We start from the raw sequence: 19,128 nt of genomic DNA on the forward strand, positions 1-19,128 counted from the left end.
ATCACGTCGTGCGGCGCATCACCACGCGGGGAAACCCGGCCGACGTGGCCGTGGTGGGAGCGGCCACCTCGAAGCCGGCGTCCTCGAAGAGCTTGCGGGTGCCGACGTAGGCCATCGTCAGGTCGACCTTCTCCCCGCGGTTGTCGACGGGGTAGCCCTCGACGACCGGCGCGCCGCGGCGGGCGGCGTAGGTCACGGCACCCTCGAGCAGGACGTGCGAGATGCCGCGGCCGCGGTGGCCGGGACGGACCCGGATGCACCACACCGACCAGGCGGGCTGGTCGTCGATCACCGGGATCCTGGTGGAGCGGGCGAAGGGCAGCTCGGCGCGCGGGGCGACGGCCGCCCACCCCACGACCTCGCTCCCGTCGTACGCCAGCACGCCCGGCTTGGTCGCGCGGCGGGTCAGCGCCTCGACCCGGGCCGCGCGCGCGGGACCGACCAGCTCGCGGTTGTCCTTGGCCGGGATGCGGTGGCTGAGGCACCAGCACACGTTGGAGCCTGGGTTCTTCGGGCCGACCATGGTGCGCACGTCGTCGAAGCGGGCGTGGGTGGCCGGGTGGACGGTGAGGTCGCCTGAGGCGACGAGGGGAGTCGTGGCCATGGTGCACGCTAGCGCTGCGCGCCGACATCGTGCGGCCGGCGACGGTGGTCGACGGCGCGATGTTGAATGGGGCGATGGACGCACCAGCGACACCGGTCGTGCGCCGGATCGGGCTCCTCGGCGGGATGAGCTGGGAGAGCTCGGCGCTCTACTACGCGATCGTCAACGAGGCCGTCCGCGACCGGCTCGGCGGCTACCACTCGGCGCGGGTGGTGATGGCCTCGGTCGACTTCGCCGACGTCGAGGCACTCCAGGCGGCGGGCGACTGGGACGCGGCGGGCGCGCTGCTGGCGGCCGAGGCCGCGGCGCTCGAGTCGGCGGGCGCGGAGTGCCTGGTGCTGTGCACCAACACGATGCACAAGGTGGCCGGGGCGATCGAGGCGGCGATCCGGATCCCGTTGATCCACATCGTCGACGTGAGCGCCGCGGCGGTCCGCGAGGCCGGGCTGCGCCGGGTCGCGCTGCTCGGCACGAGGTTCACCATGGAGCAGTCGTTCGTGCGCGAGCGGCTCGCCGGCCACGGCGTGGAGGCGATCGTCCCCACCGCCGACGACCTCGAGCTCGTGCACCGGGTGATCTATGACGAGCTGGTCCGCGGCGTCGTGCGTCCGCAGTCGCGGGCGGCCTACGTCGACGTGGTCGCGCGGCTGGTCGCGCGCGGCGCCGAGGGCGTGGTGCTCGGGTGCACCGAGATCGAGCTGCTGCTCGGCCCCGACGACGTCGACGTCCCGGTGTTCGCCACCACCCGCCTGCACGCGCTGGCCGCCGTCGACTTCGCCCTCGGCTGACCGGCCCCCGGTCGGGGCAGCGGCCGCCGGTCTCAGCCCTGCGCCGGCCAGAGCGAGTGGTAGGCGTTGACGGCCGGCTGACCGCCCAGGTGGGCGTACAGCACGTGCGAGTCGCGGGGGATGTCACCGGTGCTCACCAGGTCGACCAGCCCGGCGAGCGACTTCCCCTCGTAGACCGGGTCGGTGATCATCGCCTCGAGCTGCGCGCCCAGCGCCATCGCCTCCATCGTCGAGTCGACCGGGATGCCGTAGAGGTCGCCCGCCCACCCCTCGAGCACGGTGACCTCGTCGTCGCGCAGGTCGCGGCCGAGCTCGATGAGCTCGGCGGTGTGCCGCGCGATGCGCTCGACCTGGTCGCGGGTCCTGTCGATGGTCGCGCTGGCGTCGATGCCGAGGACGCGGCGGCGGACGCCGGTGAGGTCCTCGAGGGCCGCGAAGCCGGCGACCATGCCCGCGTGGGTGGAGCCGGTCACCGTGCAGACGACGATCGTGTCGAAGGTGACGCCGAGCGCCTGCTCCTGCTCGGCCAGCTCGAAGGCCCAGCGGGCGAAGCCGAGGCCGCCGAGCCGGTGCTCGCTCGCGCCGGCCGGGATGGCGTACGGCGTGCCGCCGGCCTCCTCGACCTCGCGGATCGCGTCCTTCCACGAGTCGCGGATGCCGATGTCGAAGCCGCTCGGGTCGAGCCGCGAGTCGGCGCCCATCATGCGGCTGAGCAGGATGTTGCCGACCTGCGTGGCGGCCGGGTCGTCCCACGGCACCCACCTCTCCTGCACCAGGCGGCACTTCAGGCCGAGGTGGGCGGCGACGGCGGCCACCTGGCGGGTGTGGTTGGACTGGTAGCCGCCGATGGAGACCAGCGTGTCGGCGCCGCTGGCCAGCACGTCGGGGACGATGTACTCGAGCTTGCGGACCTTGTTGCCGCCGTAGGCCAGGCCGCTGCTGACGTCCTCGCGCTTGGCCCACACCTGCGCCCCGCCACCGCGGGCGGCGAGGTGCTCGCTCAGGCGCCGGAGGTGGTGCACGGGCGAGGGTCCGAAGGTGAGCGGGTGGCGCTCGAACCGGTCGAGGATCACGGGGTCTCCCTGCATCGGGGTGGGTCCCTCAATATGGCGGACCGGTCAAGGGGGTACCCACCGACCATGCCCTCGCTCGCCACCCGCGCCGTCGTGCGCTCCTTCGCCGCGCTCGCCGCGGCCCGCTCCGCGCCGGCGTTCCATCCCCGCGGCGTGGTGTACGAGGGTCGCGCCGAGGTGCACGGCGCCGGGCCGCTGCCGGTGGGCGTGGTGCACTGCCTGGTCCGGCTCTCGAAGGGCATCGGCACGCCGCGCGGGGTGCCGGACCTGCTCGGCCTCGGCGTCCGCCTGCTCCACGACCCGCCCGTCGACGTGCTGTGCACGACGGCGCCGGGGGGCGCGCGGTGGCAGCGCTACCTGCTCGCGCCGAGGATGCGGTGGGGCGGCGCGACGCTGACCTCCCTGATGTGGTGGCGCTCGCCGTCGGGGGAGCGGCTCCAGGTCGTCGTGGACGTGCCCGACCCGCGCCTGGACTCGCCGGAGCCCGACGTGCTCGTCGGGCGGCTGCCCGTCGACCTCACCCTGCGCGTCGTGGGGGCGGGCGGTGACGTGCAGACGGCCACGGTCCGGGTGGAGCGCCGGTCCGAGGCGCCGCGTCCCGACCTCGACCCGGTGCTGCACCGGCCGCGGCCGTGGCGGCTCGGCCCGCACTGGCTGGCCGCGGTGCGCGAGCGTGCGTACGTCGGCAGTCGCGCGGGCCAGCCGCGGAAGGGCGGGGAGGGCGCACACTGAGGTCATGCTGACCGTCATCGTGGCGCTCACCGCCAACGCGATCCTGGCCGTGCTCAAGACCGTCGCCGCGGTCGTCACCGGCTCCGCGTCGATGGTCGCCGAGGCCTCGCACTCCTGGGCCGACACCGGCAACGAGATCTTCCTGGTGGTGGCCGAGCGCAGGTCGGACAAGCCGCCCGACGACGAGCACCCCCTCGGCTACGGCCGTGCCGCCTACGTGTGGTCGATGATCGCCGCGTTCGGCCTGTTCGCCGTCGGCGCGGCGGTGTCGGTCATCCACGGGATCCAGTCGCTCGGCGCCGACGAGCGCGACGCCGACTACCTGTGGGCCTACCTCGTGCTGGGCGCCGCGTTCGTGCTCGAGGGCACGTCGTTCCTCCAGGCCCGCCGGGAGGTCAGGCGGGGCGCGCTCTCGGCGAAGGTGAGCGGGGCGCAGTTCGTGGACCAGACGTCCGACCCGACGCTGCGGGGGGTCTTCTTCGAGGACGCCGCGGCGCTGGTCGGCATCGTCATCGCGCTCGCCGGGCTGGCGCTGCACCAGGTCACCGGCGACGCCGCGTGGGACGCGATCGGGTCGATCCTCGTCGGCCTGCTGCTCGGCTTCATCGCGATCTACCTGCTGCGCCGCAACATGGCGTTCCTCGTCGGCCAGGTCGCCGATCCGCGCATCTACGCCTCGGTGCTCCGCTGGCTGGAGGAGCGACCCGAGGTGCAGTCGGTCAACACCCTGCACCTGGAGTACGTCGGCCCGGAGCGGCTCTTCCTCGTCGGGTCGGTCGACCTGGTCGGCGACCACGTCGAGAGCGAGGCCGCCGAGCAGCTGCAGCGGCTCGAGGACGAGCTCGCGCAACGCCCGGACATCATGCGGGCGGTGCTGTCGCTGGCCGCGCCGGGGCGCCCGCCGAGCGTCGTACGCGTGCCCGGGAACATCCACGATGGTTGAGCGTTGAACCAGTCATGAAGAAGATCGGGTTCCTCAACTTCGGCCACTGGACCGACTCGCCGCAGTCCGCGGTGCGCTCGGCCTCCGACACGCTCCTGCAGTCGATCGACCTCGCCGTGGCCGCCGAGGAGCTCGGCGCGGACGGTGCGTACTTCCGCGTGCACCACTTCGCCCGCCAGCTCGCCTCGCCGTTCCCGCTGCTGGCCGCCGTCGGCGCGCGCACCAGCCGGATCGAGATCGGCACCGGCGTGATCGACATGCGCTACGAGAACCCTCTCTACATGGCCGAGGACGCCGGCTCGGCAGACCTCATCGCCGGCGGCAGGCTGCAGCTCGGCATCAGCCGCGGGTCACCGGAGCAGGTGATCGAGGGGTGGCGCTACTTCGGCTACGCCCCCGCCGAGGGCGAGGACCAGGCCGACATGGCCCGCCGCCACACCGAGGTGCTGCTGCAGGTGCTGGAGGGCGAGGGGTTCGCCCAGCCCAACCCGCGCCCGATGTTCCCCAACCCGCCCGGCCTGCTGCGCATCGAGCCGCACTCCGAGGGCCTGCGCGAGCGCATCTGGTGGGGCGCCGCCTCCGACGCCACCGCCCGGTGGGCGGCGGAGAAGGGCATGCACCTGATGAGCTCCACGCTGAAGGCCGACGAGACGGGCGAGCCCTTCCACGTCCAGCAGCGCAAGCAGATCGAGGTGTTCCGCGAGGCCTGGCGCGAGGCCGGGCACGCGGGCGAGCCGCGGGTGTCGGTCAGCCGCTCGATCATGCCGATCACTACCGACCTCGACCGGATGTACTTCGGCCACGAGGGCAGCAGCTCCGACCAGTTCGGCCAGATCGAGGCCAACCTGCGCGCGGTCTTCGGCAAGACCTACGCCGCCGAGCCCGACGTGCTGGTCGAGGAGCTCGCCGGCGACGAGGCGGTCGCCGCCGCCGACACGCTCCTGCTCACGGTGCCCAACCAGCTCGGGGTCGACTACAACGCGCACCTGCTGGAGTCGGTGCTCACCGACGTGGCCCCCGGCCTCGGCTGGCGCTGACGCCGCTGGGCGCGGCCGCCCGGCGTACGTCCTCGGGCCGGACTTGGAGGGCGAGTCGGACACCTGGAGGCCTTCGCAACCCCCTCCAGGTGTCGAACTCCCCGCTCGAGCGGGGACTCCGACAGGCGCGCGCCCGAGCGGGGACTCCGACGAGGGCGGGCGGAGCAACCCCGCGGGGTCAGCGGGCGGCGGCCCGGAGCTTGTCGAGGAGCGGCCGGGCGGCCTCGGTGAGGAAGCGGTCCTGGCCCTCGTCGCCGACCTGCACGAGCGCCACGTCGGTGAAGCCCGCCTCCCAGTAGGCCGAGACGGCCTCGACGATCTTGTCGAGGTCGGGCCCGCAGGGGATCGACTCCGCGACGTCCTCGGGGCGGACGAAGGTCGTCGCGCCGGAGAAGCCGGCGGGGGTGGGGAGGTCGGCGTTGACCGACCAGCCGCCGCCGAACCAGCGGAACTGCTCGTGGGCGCGCGCGAGCGCCGCGTCCTCGTCGGGGTCCCAGCAGATGGGGATCTGGCCGACCGCGCGGGCTCCGTCGCCGATGCGCGGGGCCCCGTCGACGGAGTTCCACGACTCCACGATCTCCGCCTTGGGCTCGACGGCCACCAGGTGGTCGGCCAGGGGCGCGAAGCGCTCGATCGCGCGATCGCCGGCCACGGCGACGCCGATGTCGACGCCCTGCTCGGGAATGTCCCAGACCCGGGCGGAGTCGACCTGGAAGAACTCGCCGCGGTGGTCGACCAGGTCGCCGGTGTGCAGCGCGCGGATGACCTCGATGGCCTCGGCCAGCATGTCCTGCCGTTCGGCGAGCGCCGGCCAGCCCTGGCCCACCACGTGCTCGTTGAGGTTCTCCCCGCTGCCGAGGCCGAGGACGAACCTGCCCTCGGCGAGGATCTGCAGCGTCGCGGACTTCTGCGCCACCACGGCCGGGTGGTAGCGCAGGGTCGGGCACGTCACGTAGGTCATCAGCCCGACCTGCTCGGTCGCCTGCGCCACCGCTCCCAGCGTCGTCCAGGCGTACGGGGCGTGCCCCTGCTCGGTCAGCCACGGGGAGTAGTGGTCGCTCATCACCTCGAAGTCGAAGCCGGCCCGCTCCGCGGCGACGGCGTACGACACCAGCTCCCGCGGGCCGCTCTGCTCGGTCATCAGGGTGTAGCCGAAACGCGTCATGCTGCGACGGTAGCCAGCCGCCGCAGGGCACCCACCACCCGGCGAGGTGAGGTGTGCGCGCGGGCCTGCTGGTTGTGTGGAGGGTCCCCGACGAAGCAGGAGGCACGCATGAGCGGCACCGACGGACACGACGATCAGCAGGACCAGCAGGACGGGCAGGTCTCCGAGATGGCCGCGGCCGGCGGTGAGCCCGAGCCGATCAGCTCCGGCGACTCCGTGGCCGGGCAGCCCGACCCCCACCCCGGCGAGGTCGACGAGGGCGCGCAAGGACCCGACGCGATCCCGGACGACCCGACCGGCGAGCACCCCCACAAGCCCTGAGCCCACCGGCCCTCTGGGCCGGGACCCGCACGCTGGTCCTGTAGGAACGTCCCATGAGCCGACCAGTGATCGTCGTCGTGGGGGCCGGTCCGGGCGTGAGCGGGTCGCTCGCGCGCCGCTTCGCCGACGAGGGGTACGACGTGGCGCTGCTCGGCCAGGACCAGCACGTCCTCGACGACCTCGCGGCCGACCTCGAGCGCCGGGGCGCCACGGTCGGGCACGCCCGCGTGGACGTCACCGACGACGAGGCCACCCGGGCGGCCGTACGCCGGTTCGGCGAGCACAGCGGCCGGATCGACGTGCTGCACTTCAACCCCAGCGTCTTCCGGCAGAGGGACCCGCTGGAGCTCACCGTCGCCGAGCTGCTCGCCGACGTCGCGCTGGGAGTGGGTGCGCTGCTGACGGCCGTGCAGGCAGTGCGGCCCTTCATGTCGGCCGGCGCGCGGATCAGCGTGACCGGCAGCGTGGCCGCCGACGAGCCGTGGGAGGGCGCGGCGTCCCTCGGCGTGCAGAAGGCCGGCGTGCGCAACCTCGTGCAGAGCATCGACAAGACGCTCGCGCCCCACGGGATCCGCGCCGTCTCGGTGACGGTGCGCGGCGCCCTGGCGCGCGAGGGCGCGTTCGCCCCGGACCGGGTCGCCGAGGCGCTGTGGTCGGCCGTGAGGACGGACGAGGCCGACTGGCGCTCCGAGGTCCCCTACGACGGATGAGGCGCGGGCCTCAGCCCTTGCGGCCGAGGACGAGGTAGGCGATCGGGCCGACCGGCTGCACCGACAGCGCCGGTACCCACAGCAGCTTGGGCCCGCGCACCTGGTCGGAGGGGCGCCGTTTGAGGTCGCGGGCGCACCAGGCGGTGAGGGCGACCTCGACGATCCCGGCCGCGGCGACGAGCTTCCTCTGGGTGGGCGTCAGGTCGCTCCACGACTTCTTCTGTGCCATGGCCGCACGCTACCGGGGCCGGCGCCGGGTCGGCGCGCTCAGGCCTCCTTGGCCACCAGCGTCAGCACGTCGTAGGTCGCCACGGGGTCGCCGTCCTGGTTGGTCACCAGGGCGTCCCACCGCACCTCGCCGTAGTCGGCCGACGCGCGCGGGGTCATCTGCTTGACCGTGAGCGTCACCCGGATCGTGTCACCGGCCTTGACCGGGGTGAGGAAACGCAGGTCGTCGACGCCGAAGTTGGCCAGCACCGGGCCGGGCGCCGGGTCGACGAAGAGCCCGGCGGCCATCGAGACGATGAGGTAGCCGTGGGCGACGATGCCCCCGAACAGCGGGTTGCGCGCCGCCGCCTCCGGGTCGGTGTGGGCGTAGAAGGTGTCGCCGGTGAAGTCGGAGAAGTGGTCGATGTCGTCGCGCGAGATCGTGCGCGGCTCGGAGGTGATCGTGTCGCCGATGCGCAGCGTGGCGAGCGAGTGGCGGAACGGGTGCTCCGGGGTCTCGGTGCGCCGGGAGCCGCGCGTCCACCGCCCGGTGATCGCGGTCAGCATGTCGGGGGAGGCCTGGATCGCGGAGCGCTGCATGTGGTGGAGCACCCCGCGTACGCCGCCGAGCTCCTCGCCGCCGCCGGCGCGGCCCGGGCCGCCGTGCACGAGCGTCGGCAGGGGCGAGCCGTGCCCGGTGCTCTCCGGGGCGTCGTCGCGGTCGAGGACCAGGATCCGCCCGTGCCACGGCGCGAGGCCGAGCACGAGCGTGCGGGCCACGCCCGGGTCGTGCGTCACGACCGAGCCGACCAGCGACCCCTTGCCGCGTGCCGCGAGGGTGACCGCCTCGTCGAGCGAGTCGTAGGTCAGCACCGTCGAGACCGGCCCGAACGGCTCGACGTCGTGGGGCTCGAGCGCCCCGGCGCGGGCCCGCAGCAGCACGGGCTGCATGAACGCGCCGCGCTCGGCGTCGCCGAGGAAGCCCGAGGTGGCCGTGGGGTCGCCGTGGACCACGTCCGCGGAGGAGCGCAGCGCCTCGACCGCCTTGCGCACCTCCTCGCGCTGACCGAGGGAGGCGAGCGGGCCCATCCGCACCGACTCGTCGCCGGGGTCGCCGACGGTGATGGTGGCCAGCCGGGCCGCGATCGCCTCGGTCACCTCCCCGGCCACCGCGGACGGCACGATCGCGCGCCGGATCGCCGTGCACTTCTGGCCGGCCTTGGCGGTCATCTCGGTCACCACGCCCTTGACGAAGAGGTCCCACTCGGGCTCGTCCGGGGTGACGTCCGGGCCGAGGACCGAGCAGTTGAGCGAGTCGGCCTCGACCTGGAGCTCGACGCCACCGTGCAGGACCGAGGGGTGCTGCCGCAGGATGCTCGCGGTGTGCGCCGAGCCGGTGAAGGCGACCGAGTCCTGCACCCCGAGGTGGTCGAGCAGGTCGCCGGCCGAGCCGGCGAGCAGCTGCAGCGAGCCCTCGGGGAGGATGCCGGACTCGATGATGCGGCGCACCACCAGCTCGGTGAGGTAGGCCGTCTGGCTGGCGGGCTTGACGATCGTCGGCAGGCCGGCCACGAAGGCCGGCGCGAGCTTCTCGAGCATGCCCCAGACGGGGAAGTTGAAGGCGTTGATCTGCACCGCCACCCCGGGGCGCGAGGTGTAGACGTGCTGGCCGAGGAAGACCCCGGTGCGGCCGAGCTGCTCGAGGTCGCCGTCGCACACCACGACGTCGTTGGGCAGCTCGCGCCGGGCCTTGGACGAGTAGCTGAAGACCGTGCCGAAGCCGCCGTCGATGTCGATCATCGAGTCGCGCCGGGTCGCCCCCGTGGCCAGGGAGACCTCGTAGAGCTCGTCCTTGAGCCCGTTCAGGTGCGTCGCGAACTCCTTGAGCAGCAGCGCGCGCTCGTGGAAGGTCAGCTCGCGGATCGCCGGCCCGCCGACGGCGCGCGCGTGGTGCGTCATCGCCCCGAGGTCGAGGCCGGCGCTCGAGATCCGGGCGACCTCCTCGCCGGTCGCGGCGTCGAGCAGCGGATCGCCCTCGGCGGGGGCGGCGTACCACCGGCCGGCGGCATAGCTCTCGAGCAGTCGGGTCACGGTGGGCTCCTCGCCGATCGGTGTTTGCTTCCAGGGGGTGATGGATGCCACACTAATACAGACCGATCGGTCAGTAAATGTGGCCGCACTGCCCAGGCTGGAGGACGGATGACGCTGACCCAGACCGCGCCCGGGGCGTCCGAGGAGGAGCTCGAGCGCCATTTCGAGGCCACCGTCGCGCGCAACGAGCGCATCGAGCCGCGCGACTGGATGCCCGAGGGCTACCGCCGCACGCTCGTGCGCCAGATCGCCCAGCACGCGCACAGCGAGATCATCGGGATGCAGCCCGAGGGCAGCTGGATCACCCGCGCCCCGAGCCTGCGCCGCAAGGCGATCCTGCTCGCCAAGGTGCAGGACGAGGCCGGCCACGGGCTCTACCTCTACTCCGCCGCGGAGACGCTCGGCGTCTCCCGGCTCGAGCTCACCGAGCTCCTCGTCGCCGGCAAGCAGAAGTACTCCTCCATCTTCAACTACCCGACCCTGACCTACGCCGACGTCGGCACGATCGGCTGGCTGGTCGACGGCGCGGCGATCTGCAACCAGGTGCCGCTGTGCCGCACGTCCTACGGGCCCTACGGCCGCGCGATGATCCGCGTGTGCAAGGAGGAGTCCTTCCACCAGCGCCAGGGCTACGAGCTGCTCGCCACGATGATGCGCGGCACCGACGAGCAGCGCGCGATGGTGCAGGAGTCGGTCGACCGCTTCTGGTGGCCGGCGCTGATGATGTTCGGCCCGCCCGACGACGCCTCGCCCAACACCGCCCAGTCGATGGCGTGGGGGATCAAGCGCCACACCAACGACGAGCTGCGCCAGAAGTTCGTCGACATGTCCGTGCCGCAGGCCGAGGCGCTCGGCGTCACGCTGCCCGACCCCGAGCTGCGGTGGAACGCCGAGCGCGGTCACCACGACTTCGGCCAGCCCGACTGGGACGAGTTCATGGAGGGCGTCAAGGGCAACGGCCCGTGCAACGCCCAGCGGATGGCCCACCGGCGTCGCGCCCACGAGGACGGCGCCTGGGTGCGCGAGGCCGCGACGGCGTACGCCCGCACGCAGGGAGGCGCCCGATGAGCGACCAGCCGACCGGGGCCGACCTCTCCGCCGAGGGCGGCCACGGCGCCGTCCCGCTCCAGGGCGTCCCGACGGGGCAGGGGGTGCCCGCCCCCGAGCCGGAGTGGCCGCTCTACGAGGTCTTCGTGCGTGGCAAGCGCGGGCTCAACCACGTCCACGTCGGCTCGCTGCACGCCGCCGACGACCGGATGGCCCTGCTCCACGCCCGCGACGTCTACACCCGGCGCAGCGAGGGCGTGAGCATCTGGGTCGTGCGCGCCGCCGCGATCACCGCCTCGAGCCCGGACGAGAAGGACCCGATGTTCGCTCCGAGCGGCGACAAGGTCTACCGCCACCCGACGTTCTACGACATCCCCGCCGACGTCCCGCACATGTGACGTCGTCCCACCCCCTGCCGACAGTCGACGGATCGAGGCCATGGACTCCCACATCGCGACACCCGACGAGGACGAGCACGACAGCGCCTACTCCGGGCTGCTCGTCAACGACGCCCACTGGGCGTTCGGCGCCGCCCCCGTTCCTGACGGACACGGCGAGGACCCGCTCGCCGGCGTCGACACGACCGTCCCCGAGGGCGTCGACGCCGCGGAGCTGGCGGCGTACGCGCTGATGCTCGGCGACGACGCGCTGGTGATGTCGCACCGGGTCTCGGAGTGGACGAGCAACGCGCCCGACCTCGAGGACGACATCGCGCTGTCCAACCTGGCGCTCGACCTGCTCGGCCAGGCGCGGCTCCTGCTCGCCCGCGCCGCGAAGGCCGACGCGTCACTCGTGCCGACGCTCCCCGAGGGCTCGCCTGCCCCGCCCGACGACGCGCTGGCGTTCTTCCGCGACGCCCACCAGTTCCGCAACGTGCGGCTCGTCGAGCTGGTCAACGGCGACTTCGCCGAGGCCACGGTGCGGGTGCTGCTGTTCTCGGTCTGGCGGCTGGCGACCTTCGAGCGGCTGCGGGAGAGCCGCGACCACGTGCTCGCGGCCGTCGCGGCCAAGGGCGTCAAGGAGCTGGCCTACCACCGCGACTACGCCGCCCGGTGGTTCGTCACCCTCGCCGGGGGCACCGACGAGTCGCGTCGCCGGCTCGTCGCCGCGCTCGACGCCCTGTGGCCGCTGTGGCCCGAGCTGTTCGACACCCACCCGGTCGAGGCGGCCGCGGCCGCGGGCGGGGTGGGCGTCGACCCCGCGACGGTGCGCGACGATGCCGAGGCCGTCCTCGGGCAGGTGCTGGCCGCCGCCGACGTGCCGCGCCCCGAGGTCGCCCGGCGCGCCGGGGTGCTCGGCCGTACCGGCCGCGACGGCATGCACGGCGAGCCGCTGAGCCGGATGCTCGCCGAGATGCAGTCGGTCGCGCGGGCCCACCCGAGGGGGCTGTGGTGAGGCTGACGAGCCGCACGACCGAGCGCGCCCGCCGCGTGGCGGAGCGGGTCACCGATCCCGAGCTCCCGGTGCTGACGCTGGCCGACCTCGGCGTGCTGCGTGACGTCGAGGTGGTCGGCGACTCCCACGTCGTCGTCGAGATCACGCCGACCTACTCCGGCTGTCCGGCGATGGCGACGATGCGCGACGACCTGGTGCGCGAGCTGCAGGCGGCGGGCTTCGCCCGCGTCGAGGTGCGCGTCAGCCTCACCCCGGCCTGGACGACCGATTGGATCACGCCCGCCGGCCGCGCCGCCCTCGCCGCGGCCGGCATCTCGCCTCCCGGACCTGCGCCGTCGGCGACCGGGCCGATCCCGCTCACCCTGCTGCCGACGGCCCGCCAGGTCCGCTGCCCGCAGTGCGGCTCGGCCGCGACCGAGCTGGTCTCGGAGTTCGGCTCCACCGCCTGCAAGGCGCACTACCGCTGCACCGCCTGCCGCGAGCCCTTCGACCACGTCAAGGAGATCTGAGCGTGGCCACCGCCTTCCACGAGCTGACCGTGAGCCGCGTCGAGCCGCTCACCGACGACTCGGCCGCCGTCACCTTCGAGGTCCCCGACGACCTGCGTGACGTGTTCGCCTTCGAGCCGGGGGAGTCGCTGACGCTGCGCCGGGTCGTCGACGGGGTCGAGCACCGCCGCAGCTACTCCATCTGCGCCCCGGCCGGCGCCGCGCCCCGTATCGGGGTGCGCGAGATCCCCGGGGGCATGTTCTCGTCCTGGCTCATCCGCGAGGTCGGGCCGGGGGAGCGGATCGAGGTCGCCGCGCCGTCGGGCAGCTTCCGTGCCGACCCGGCGATGGCCGGGCGCCACCTGTGCATCGCCGCCGGGTCGGGCGTCACCCCGATGCTCTCGATTGCGGCGTCCGTGCTGGCCAACCCGGCCAGCTCGGTCACCCTGCTCTACGGCAACCGCGAGACGACGTCGGTGATGTTCGCCGAGGAGCTCAGCGACCTCAAGAACCTGCACGGCCCGCGCTTCGACCTCGTGCACGTCCTCTCGCGCGAGCCCCGCGACGTCGAGCTCTTCAGCGGGCGCCTCGACGCCGCCCGACTGCGCCGGCTGCTGCCGCTGAAGGTGCCGCTGGGGGCGCTCGACCACGTGTGGCTCTGCGGCCCGCTCGGCCTCATCGAGGACTCCCGCGCCGTGCTCGCCGAGCTGGGTGTGCCCGAGGACAAGGTGCACTTCGAACTGTTCTACGTCGACGAGCCGCCGCCGGAGCTGCACCACGCCGACCGCGTGGTCGAGGGCGTGACGAGCGACGTCACCGTCGTCCTCGACGGGCGTACGACGACCACGCCGATGCCGCGGGGCGCGACGGTGCTCGACTCCGCCCAGGCCGTGCGCAGCGACCTGCCGTTCGCGTGCAAGGGAGGGGTGTGCGGCACCTGCCGGGCCAAGGTCGTCGCGGGCGACGTGGAGATGGTGCGCAACTACGCCCTCGAGCCCGACGAGGTCGCCCGGCAGTTCGTGCTGACCTGCCAGACCTATCCGGTCGGCGACGCCGTGACCATCGACTTCGATGCCTGACCCGGCGCGCGAGATGTGGGCGGCCGACGCGGCCAGCGCCATGCTCGGGATGCGGCTCGCCGACGTCGGCGACGGCGCCGCGCGGGTCTCGATGGTCGTGCGTCCCGACATGGTCAACGGCCACGACCTGTGCCACGGCGGCCTGGTCGCGTCGCTCGCCGACTCGGCGTTCGCGCTCGCCTGCAACTCCCGCGGGCCCGTGACGGTGGCGGCGGGGTTCTCCGTCGACCTGCTGGCGCCCGCGCGCCTGGGCCAGACGCTCCACGCCGGGGCGCGCGAGGTGTGGCTGCGCGGTCGGTCCGGGCTCTACGACGTGACCGTGCGTGCCGACGACCCCGACGCCGGCGAGGTCATCGCGCAGTTCCGCGGCCGGAGCCGGGTGCTGTCCCGTGGGTGAGACCGTCGAAGGCCAGCGCCACCAGGGCGTCGCCGAGCGCGTCGGCGTCGATGCCGGGACGCACCCACTCGACCAGCGAGTTGACCATCCCGAACAGCAGCCGGCTGATCACGAGCGGGTCGAGGTCGTCGCGCAGCACGCCCTCGTCGACCGCGTCGCGCACCATGTCGGCCAGTCGCTCGTCGATCGCGCGCCGGCGCGCCAGGGCCGCCTTCTCGACGGGCGTGTTGCCGTGCACCCGGAGCAGCAGCGTGACCGCCGGCAGGTGGTGCACCAGCACCGTCACGCTGGCCCGCACGGCCACCCGCAGCCGCTGGCCGGCGTCGAGGCCCTCGGTCTCCGCCACCTCGTCGAGCGCGGCGGTGAGCGCGTCGAGCGCCTCGTCCACAGCGCTCTGCAGCAGGTGCTCCTTGCTCGGCACGTGGTGGTAGATCGCCGACTTGGTCAGCCCCAGCTCGCGGGCCACGTCGCCGACGCTGGTGGCGTCGTAGCCCTGCCGGTTGAAGAGCTCGACCGCCACCCGCACCACGGAGTGCTGGTCGTGGCCCGGGCGTCCGCGCCGCGTCGCTCCCTCCGTCATGAGCCCCAGCCTCCCACGACCCGACCCGCGACCCGACCCGCCACCCTGAGGACCCCACCGTGCACGACCTGACTCCGCAGCCCGGCGACCTCGAGCCGATCGAGACCGCACCCGTCGAGCAGCTGCGCGCCCTCCAGCTCGAGCGGCTCCAGTGGTCGGTGCGCCACGCCTACGACAACGTCCCGCACTACCGCAGCGCCCTCGACGAGGCCGGCGTCGTCCCCGACGACGTACGGTCGCTGGAGGACCTGGGCCGGCTGCCGTTCACCACCAAGGCGACGCTGCGCGACAACTACCCGTTCGGGATGTTCGCGGTGCCGCGCGAGGACGTCGTGCGCGTGCACGCCTCCAGCGGGACGACCGGCAAGCCGACCGTCGTCGGCTACACCCGCGACGACCTCGACATGTGGGCCGACGTCGTGGCCCGCTCGATCCGGGCCGCGGGCGGCCGGCGGGGGATGGTGCTGCACAACGCCTACGGCTACGGGCTCTTCACCGGCGGCCTCGGCGCGCACGCGGGCGCCGAGCGGCTGGGATGCACCGTCGTGCCCGTCTCGGGCGGCATGACGCAGCGCCAGGTGCAGCTGATCCTCGACTTCGAGCCCGACATCATCATGGTCACCCCGTCCTACATGCTCTCGGTCCTCGACGAGCTCGAGGCCCAGGGCGTCGACCCGCGCTCGACGTCGCTGAAGGTCGGCATCTTCGGCGCCGAGCCGTGGACCAACGACATGCGCCGGGAGATGGAGGAGCGCACCGACATGCACGCGGTCGACATCTACGGCCTGTCCGAGGTGATCGGTCCCGGGGTGGCGAGCGAGTGCGTGGAGTCCAAGGACGGCCTGCACGTCTGGGAGGACCACTTCTACCCCGAGGTGATCGACCCCGTCACCGGCGAGGTGCTGCCCGACGGCGAGGAGGGCGAGCTGGTCCTCACCACGCTCACCAAGCAGGCGATGCCGGTCCTGCGCTACCGCACCCGCGACCTGACCCGGCTGCTGCCCGGCACCGCCCGCAGCATGCGGCGGATGGAGAAGATCACCGGACGCACCGACGACATGATCATCCTGCGCGGGGTCAACCTGTTCCCCACGCAGATCGAGGAGATCGTGCTCGGCATCGCGACCCTCTCGCCGCACTTCCAGTGCCACCTCGAGCGCCGGGGCAACCTCGACAGCCTCACCGTGCGGGTCGAGCGACGCGACGCCACGACGGACACCGAGGCCGCCCACGCGCAGTCCGAGCTGCAGCAGCGGATCAAGGCCTCCATCGGCGTCAGTGTCGGCGTCGAGGTCGTCGACGTGGCCTCCATCGAGCGCTCGGTGGGCAAGATGCGCCGCATCGTCGACCACCGCGCGGCGCGCTGAGGCAATGCGTTTACCGGCAACCGCCGCGCGGGCGGTACAGTGGTCCGAGCGTCCAGACGCCGTGCCGCAGTGATCGCCCCTGATCCGTCGCCACCGCGCACCTGACGCCCGCTCCACACCTCCACGCCGTGGCGTGCCAGGCAGAGCCGTACGGGTCGCCTGCTCCACGACGCGTACCCAGTCCGGGAGGACCACCTTGGCCCAGCGCCAGCGCCAACGCGGCAGTCGCCGCACCCCTGCGCACGCCCGCCACAAGGACAACGAGGGCATCGTCCCGGTCCTGGCGCGCGCCGTGCGCGAGCTCGAGTCGGCGGTGCAGCGCGGCCCGCTCGCCCCCGGCCAGCGGGTGCGCTTCCAGGTCGTCGCGCTGCTGGTGCGCGAGCACCGCACCGACGTGCGGGCCTCCACCGAGCTGAGCGAGGCCCAGAAGGCCGACGAGCTCAAGCGCCTCGACGGCATCGCCACGATCCTGGCCAAGACCGCCACCCGCGACCCCTCGCTCTTCGGCCTGCTCTCGGAGGAGGCCGTGGTCACCGACAGCGCCCGCGACCTGCGCCTGGAGATGCTGCGCCGGGCCGGCGTCGAGGTGGCCCCCGAGGAGCCCAAGCCCGACGACGAGGCCGGCCCCGGTCTCGGCGAGCGCCGCGTGGTGCCCCGCTCGGTGGTCCAGCACCAGCTGGCCAACCCGTTCCTCGTGCCCGACTTCGGCATCGGCCGCGAGCGCCGCAGCATCCACGGCCGGCTGTCGTCGTGGGAGCTCCTCGGCCCGCTCTTCCGCTCCTTCGAGCTCGGTGGCGCCTCCTCGTGCATGGACCTGCCCGAGGCCACCTCGCTCAGCGCCCCCGGCAAGCTCGAGCTGATGCCGCACCAGGCGCGACTCATCGCCGCCGCGGCCGAGGGCCACCGCACCTTCCTCCTCGCCGACGAGCCCGGCCTCGGCAAGACCGCGCAGGCGCTGCTCGCCGCGCAGGCCGCCGACGCGTTCCCGCTGCTCGTGGTGTGCCCCAACGTCGTCAAGACCAACTGGGCCCGCGAGACCGAGCGCTGGACGCCCCGCCGCCGGGCCACCGTGATCCACGGCGACGGCGACGAGGTCGACGCGTTCGCCGACGTCATCATCGTCAACTACGAGATCCTCGACCGGCACGTCGGCTGGCTCGGCTCCTTCGGCTTCCGCGGGATGGTCGTCGACGAGGCCCACTTCATCAAGAACAAGACCTCGCAGCGCTCGCGCCACGTGCTCGAGCTCTCCGAGCAGCTCCGCGCGCGCACCGCCCGCCCGCTGCTCATGGCGCTGACCGGCACCCCGCTGATCAACGACATCGAGGACTTCCGCGCGATCTGGCAGTTCCTGGGCTGGATCGACGACACCAAGCCGCTGGCCCGGCTGATGGAGGCGCTCGAGGAGACCGACCTGACCCCGGCCGACCCGCCGTTCTACCCCGCGGCGCGCAAGGCCGTCATCGACATGGGCATCGTGCGTCGCCGCAAGGTCGACGTGGCCGAGGACATCCCGGCCCGCCGCATCGCCGACATCCCCGTCGAGCTCGACGACGAGGACACCCGCTCCATCCGGGCGGCCGAGGACGACCTCGCCCGTCGCCTCGTGCAGCGCTACAGGGCCGCGCTCGAGACACGTCGTACGGGCTCGGTCGTCGACGGCATCGACCACGAGCTCGTCCGCCGCGTCGCGACGTGGGAGCGCGAGGAGATGGACTCCGGCACCGGCGGCGAGAACGTCTTCTCGATGTTCCGCAGGATCGGGCGCGCCAAGGCCGGCCTGGCCGCCGACTACGCCGCGCAGCTGGCCCGCAACGTCGGCAAGGTCGTCTTCTTCGCCCGCCACGTCGACGTGATGGACATCGCCGAGGACACGTTCACCCGCCGCGGCCTCAAGCACACCTCGATCCGCGGTGACCAGACGCCCCGGGCCCGCGAGAAGGCGATCGACGCCTTCGTCAACGACCCCGACGTCCAGGTCATCGTCTGCTCGCTGGCCGCGGCCGGCGTCGGCGTCAACCTGCAGGTCGCCTCCAACGTCGTGCTCTCCGAGCTGTCGTGGACCGACGCCGAGCAGACCCAGGCGATCGACCGCGTGCACCGCATCGGCCAGAGCGACCCGGTCACCGCGTGGCGCATCATCGCCGCGCAGACCATCGACACCCGCATCGCCGAGCTGATCGACTCCAAGGCCGGCCTCGCCGCCCGGGCGCTCGACGGCTCCGACGAGGAGGTGTCGTCGTCGGCCAACATCCAGACCGAGGCGCTGGTGACGCTGCTGACCGAGGCGCTCGAGCGCGAGCTCGGCTGAGCGGTCCCGTCCGGCCCTTGCCCGCCCCGCGCGGGTCGGGTAGGTCTGTAGGCATGACGGAGGACCGCGAGACCTACCTCGACATGTCCATCGACGACGAGGACCAGCTCCAGCCCGAGGACACGCTCGACGACACCGACCTCGACGACGTGCTCGACCGCGGCTACTCCCCGCCCGACCGCGCGCCGAAGGGCTACGACGACTACCCGACCGAGGCCGAGCGCCGCCAGGGCGAGTCCCTCGACGAGCGGCTGGCCGAGGAGGAGCCGGACCCCGACCCCTACGCCCAGGACGACGCCGACGACGACAGCGAGGACGAGAACGCGCTCGACGAGCAGCTCGGCCTCGACGAGCCCGACGAGCGCACCGGCCGCCTCGTCGCTCCCGACCAGGGTCTGGGCGAGGACCGCGACAAGCAGGAGATCGCCCACGACGTCGGCATCGACGGCGCCGGCGCGTCGGCCGAGGAGGCCGCGATGCACGTCACCCGCGAGCCCGAGCCCGCGGAGCCCGACGACTACTGACCGCGCCCGCGTGATCGTGGCGGATCCGGGTCGGTCACCAGGTGGCTCGGATCCTCCCCGATCGGCGTCGGCGACCCGGGCCGTCCGGCCTTGACCGTGGCGCGGGGCAGGGGTCACCGTGGACGTAGGCGCCCCGAGCAGGGGGAGCCGCAGGAACGGGAGAGCGGATGGGCGTGACCGACGGGGTCCGGGCCATGGCCCGGGACCGGCAGGTCCGCGGCACCGCCACGGTGACGTCCACGCCCCACGAGTGAGGGCGGTCCCGCCAC

21 protein-coding genes are annotated in these 19,128 nt (G+C 73.3%); 15 read left to right on the top strand and 6 right to left on the bottom strand.

What is annotated here, in order from left to right; genetic code table 11:
• Position 1: 1 nt before the first annotated feature.
• Positions 2-604, bottom strand: a complete 603-nt coding sequence (locus tag AC3X7Z_RS16030; RefSeq protein WP_489976571.1) for a GNAT family N-acetyltransferase — start codon at positions 602-604, stop codon at positions 2-4.
• A 74-nt stretch (positions 605-678) separates the two neighbouring features.
• Here AC3X7Z_RS16030 and AC3X7Z_RS16035 point away from each other — a divergent pair, with 74 nt between their 5' ends.
• Complete coding sequence (locus AC3X7Z_RS16035) at positions 679-1,392, top strand: aspartate/glutamate racemase family protein (protein ID WP_489976572.1); 714 nt, start codon at positions 679-681, stop codon at positions 1,390-1,392.
• A gap of 32 nt (positions 1,393-1,424) precedes the next feature.
• Here the strand turns inward: AC3X7Z_RS16035 and AC3X7Z_RS16040 are convergent, their stop codons facing one another.
• Positions 1,425-2,465, bottom strand: coding sequence for a 1-aminocyclopropane-1-carboxylate deaminase (locus AC3X7Z_RS16040; RefSeq protein WP_489976573.1), 1,041 nt, complete (start codon positions 2,463-2,465; stop codon positions 1,425-1,427).
• Between the two features lie 66 nt (positions 2,466-2,531).
• On the opposite strand from AC3X7Z_RS16040, the gene AC3X7Z_RS16045 reads away from it, so the two are divergent.
• Genes AC3X7Z_RS16045 through AC3X7Z_RS16055 form a run of 3 tightly spaced genes read left to right on the top strand, consistent with a single transcriptional unit; the run spans position 2,532 to position 5,177 of the window.
• Positions 2,532-3,197: a hypothetical protein gene (locus AC3X7Z_RS16045; protein WP_489976574.1), complete on the top strand. Its 666-nt coding sequence runs from the start codon at positions 2,532-2,534 to the stop codon at positions 3,195-3,197.
• A 4-nt stretch (positions 3,198-3,201) separates the two neighbouring features.
• Positions 3,202-4,140, top strand: a complete 939-nt coding sequence (locus AC3X7Z_RS16050) for a cation diffusion facilitator family transporter (protein WP_489976575.1) — start codon at positions 3,202-3,204, stop codon at positions 4,138-4,140.
• Positions 4,141-4,154: 14 nt separating this feature from the next.
• The gene (locus tag AC3X7Z_RS16055; protein WP_489976576.1) at positions 4,155-5,177 is read left to right on the top strand and encodes an LLM class flavin-dependent oxidoreductase; all 1,023 of its coding nucleotides are present in this window, start codon (positions 4,155-4,157) and stop codon (positions 5,175-5,177) included.
• A 178-nt stretch (positions 5,178-5,355) separates the two neighbouring features.
• Here the strand turns inward: AC3X7Z_RS16055 and AC3X7Z_RS16060 are convergent, their stop codons facing one another.
• Entirely contained in the window at positions 5,356-6,342 is a 987-nt protein-coding gene (locus tag AC3X7Z_RS16060; RefSeq protein WP_489976577.1) for an LLM class F420-dependent oxidoreductase, read from the bottom strand.
• A gap of 108 nt (positions 6,343-6,450) precedes the next feature.
• On the opposite strand from AC3X7Z_RS16060, the gene AC3X7Z_RS16065 reads away from it, so the two are divergent.
• Both AC3X7Z_RS16065 and AC3X7Z_RS16070 read left to right on the top strand, forming a co-directional pair.
• Positions 6,451-6,663, top strand: coding sequence for a hypothetical protein (locus AC3X7Z_RS16065; RefSeq protein ID WP_186341562.1), 213 nt, complete (start codon positions 6,451-6,453; stop codon positions 6,661-6,663).
• A gap of 53 nt (positions 6,664-6,716) precedes the next feature.
• Positions 6,717-7,373 (top strand): SDR family oxidoreductase, encoded by a 657-nt coding sequence (locus AC3X7Z_RS16070; RefSeq protein WP_489976578.1) that lies wholly within the window; start codon positions 6,717-6,719, stop codon positions 7,371-7,373.
• A 10-nt stretch (positions 7,374-7,383) separates the two neighbouring features.
• On the opposite strand, the gene AC3X7Z_RS16075 is transcribed toward AC3X7Z_RS16070, so the two are convergent.
• Both AC3X7Z_RS16075 and paaZ read right to left on the bottom strand, forming a co-directional pair.
• Positions 7,384-7,602 (bottom strand): PLD nuclease N-terminal domain-containing protein, encoded by a 219-nt coding sequence (locus AC3X7Z_RS16075; RefSeq protein ID WP_186341564.1) that lies wholly within the window; start codon positions 7,600-7,602, stop codon positions 7,384-7,386.
• A 38-nt stretch (positions 7,603-7,640) separates the two neighbouring features.
• Positions 7,641-9,671: a phenylacetic acid degradation bifunctional protein PaaZ gene (gene paaZ, locus AC3X7Z_RS16080; protein ID WP_489976579.1), complete on the bottom strand. Its 2,031-nt coding sequence runs from the start codon at positions 9,669-9,671 to the stop codon at positions 7,641-7,643.
• Positions 9,672-9,779: 108 nt separating this feature from the next.
• Between paaZ and paaA the strand changes: the two genes are divergently transcribed.
• Genes paaA through paaI form a run of 6 tightly spaced genes read left to right on the top strand, consistent with a single transcriptional unit; the run spans position 9,780 to position 14,077 of the window.
• Positions 9,780-10,739 (top strand): 1,2-phenylacetyl-CoA epoxidase subunit PaaA, encoded by a 960-nt coding sequence (gene paaA, locus AC3X7Z_RS16085; protein ID WP_186341565.1) that lies wholly within the window; start codon positions 9,780-9,782, stop codon positions 10,737-10,739.
• Positions 10,736-11,116 (top strand): 1,2-phenylacetyl-CoA epoxidase subunit PaaB, encoded by a 381-nt coding sequence (gene paaB / locus AC3X7Z_RS16090; protein WP_186341566.1) that lies wholly within the window; start codon positions 10,736-10,738, stop codon positions 11,114-11,116. The genes paaA and paaB overlap by 4 nt, the downstream gene beginning before the upstream one ends.
• Before the next feature lie 40 nt (positions 11,117-11,156).
• Entirely contained in the window at positions 11,157-12,113 is a 957-nt protein-coding gene (gene paaC / locus AC3X7Z_RS16095) for a 1,2-phenylacetyl-CoA epoxidase subunit PaaC (protein WP_489976580.1), read from the top strand.
• Positions 12,110-12,622, top strand: a complete 513-nt coding sequence (gene paaD / locus AC3X7Z_RS16100) for a 1,2-phenylacetyl-CoA epoxidase subunit PaaD (RefSeq protein ID WP_241005357.1) — start codon at positions 12,110-12,112, stop codon at positions 12,620-12,622. The genes paaC and paaD overlap by 4 nt, the downstream gene beginning before the upstream one ends.
• 2 nt (positions 12,623-12,624) lie before the next feature.
• The gene (gene paaE, locus AC3X7Z_RS16105) at positions 12,625-13,680 is read left to right on the top strand and encodes a 1,2-phenylacetyl-CoA epoxidase subunit PaaE (protein ID WP_241005358.1); all 1,056 of its coding nucleotides are present in this window, start codon (positions 12,625-12,627) and stop codon (positions 13,678-13,680) included.
• Positions 13,673-14,077, top strand: coding sequence for a hydroxyphenylacetyl-CoA thioesterase PaaI (paaI, locus tag AC3X7Z_RS16110; RefSeq protein WP_186341568.1), 405 nt, complete (start codon positions 13,673-13,675; stop codon positions 14,075-14,077). Before paaE ends, paaI begins: the two co-directional genes overlap by 8 nt.
• Here paaI and AC3X7Z_RS16115 read toward each other — a convergent pair.
• Positions 14,031-14,657 carry a TetR/AcrR family transcriptional regulator gene (locus AC3X7Z_RS16115; protein WP_489976581.1) on the bottom strand — a complete coding sequence of 209 codons (627 nt, stop codon included), beginning with the start codon at positions 14,655-14,657 and terminating at the stop codon, positions 14,031-14,033. The genes paaI and AC3X7Z_RS16115 overlap by 47 nt on opposite strands.
• A 59-nt stretch (positions 14,658-14,716) precedes the next feature.
• Here AC3X7Z_RS16115 and paaK point away from each other — a divergent pair, with 59 nt between their 5' ends.
• The 3 genes from paaK to AC3X7Z_RS16130 all read left to right on the top strand — a co-directional run bounded on the left by paaK (position 14,717) and on the right by AC3X7Z_RS16130 (position 18,859).
• On the top strand, positions 14,717-16,024 hold the full coding sequence (gene paaK / locus AC3X7Z_RS16120; RefSeq protein ID WP_489976582.1) for a phenylacetate--CoA ligase PaaK: 1,308 nt from the start codon (positions 14,717-14,719) through the stop codon (positions 16,022-16,024).
• Between the two features lie 196 nt (positions 16,025-16,220).
• On the top strand, positions 16,221-18,335 hold the full coding sequence (locus tag AC3X7Z_RS16125; protein ID WP_186341571.1) for a DEAD/DEAH box helicase: 2,115 nt from the start codon (positions 16,221-16,223) through the stop codon (positions 18,333-18,335).
• Positions 18,336-18,388: 53 nt separating this feature from the next.
• Positions 18,389-18,859, top strand: coding sequence for a DUF5709 domain-containing protein (locus AC3X7Z_RS16130; protein WP_186341572.1), 471 nt, complete (start codon positions 18,389-18,391; stop codon positions 18,857-18,859).
• Positions 18,860-19,128: the final 269 nt, after the last annotated feature.

This window comes from Nocardioides sp. Z24_21 (assembly GCF_058134345.1).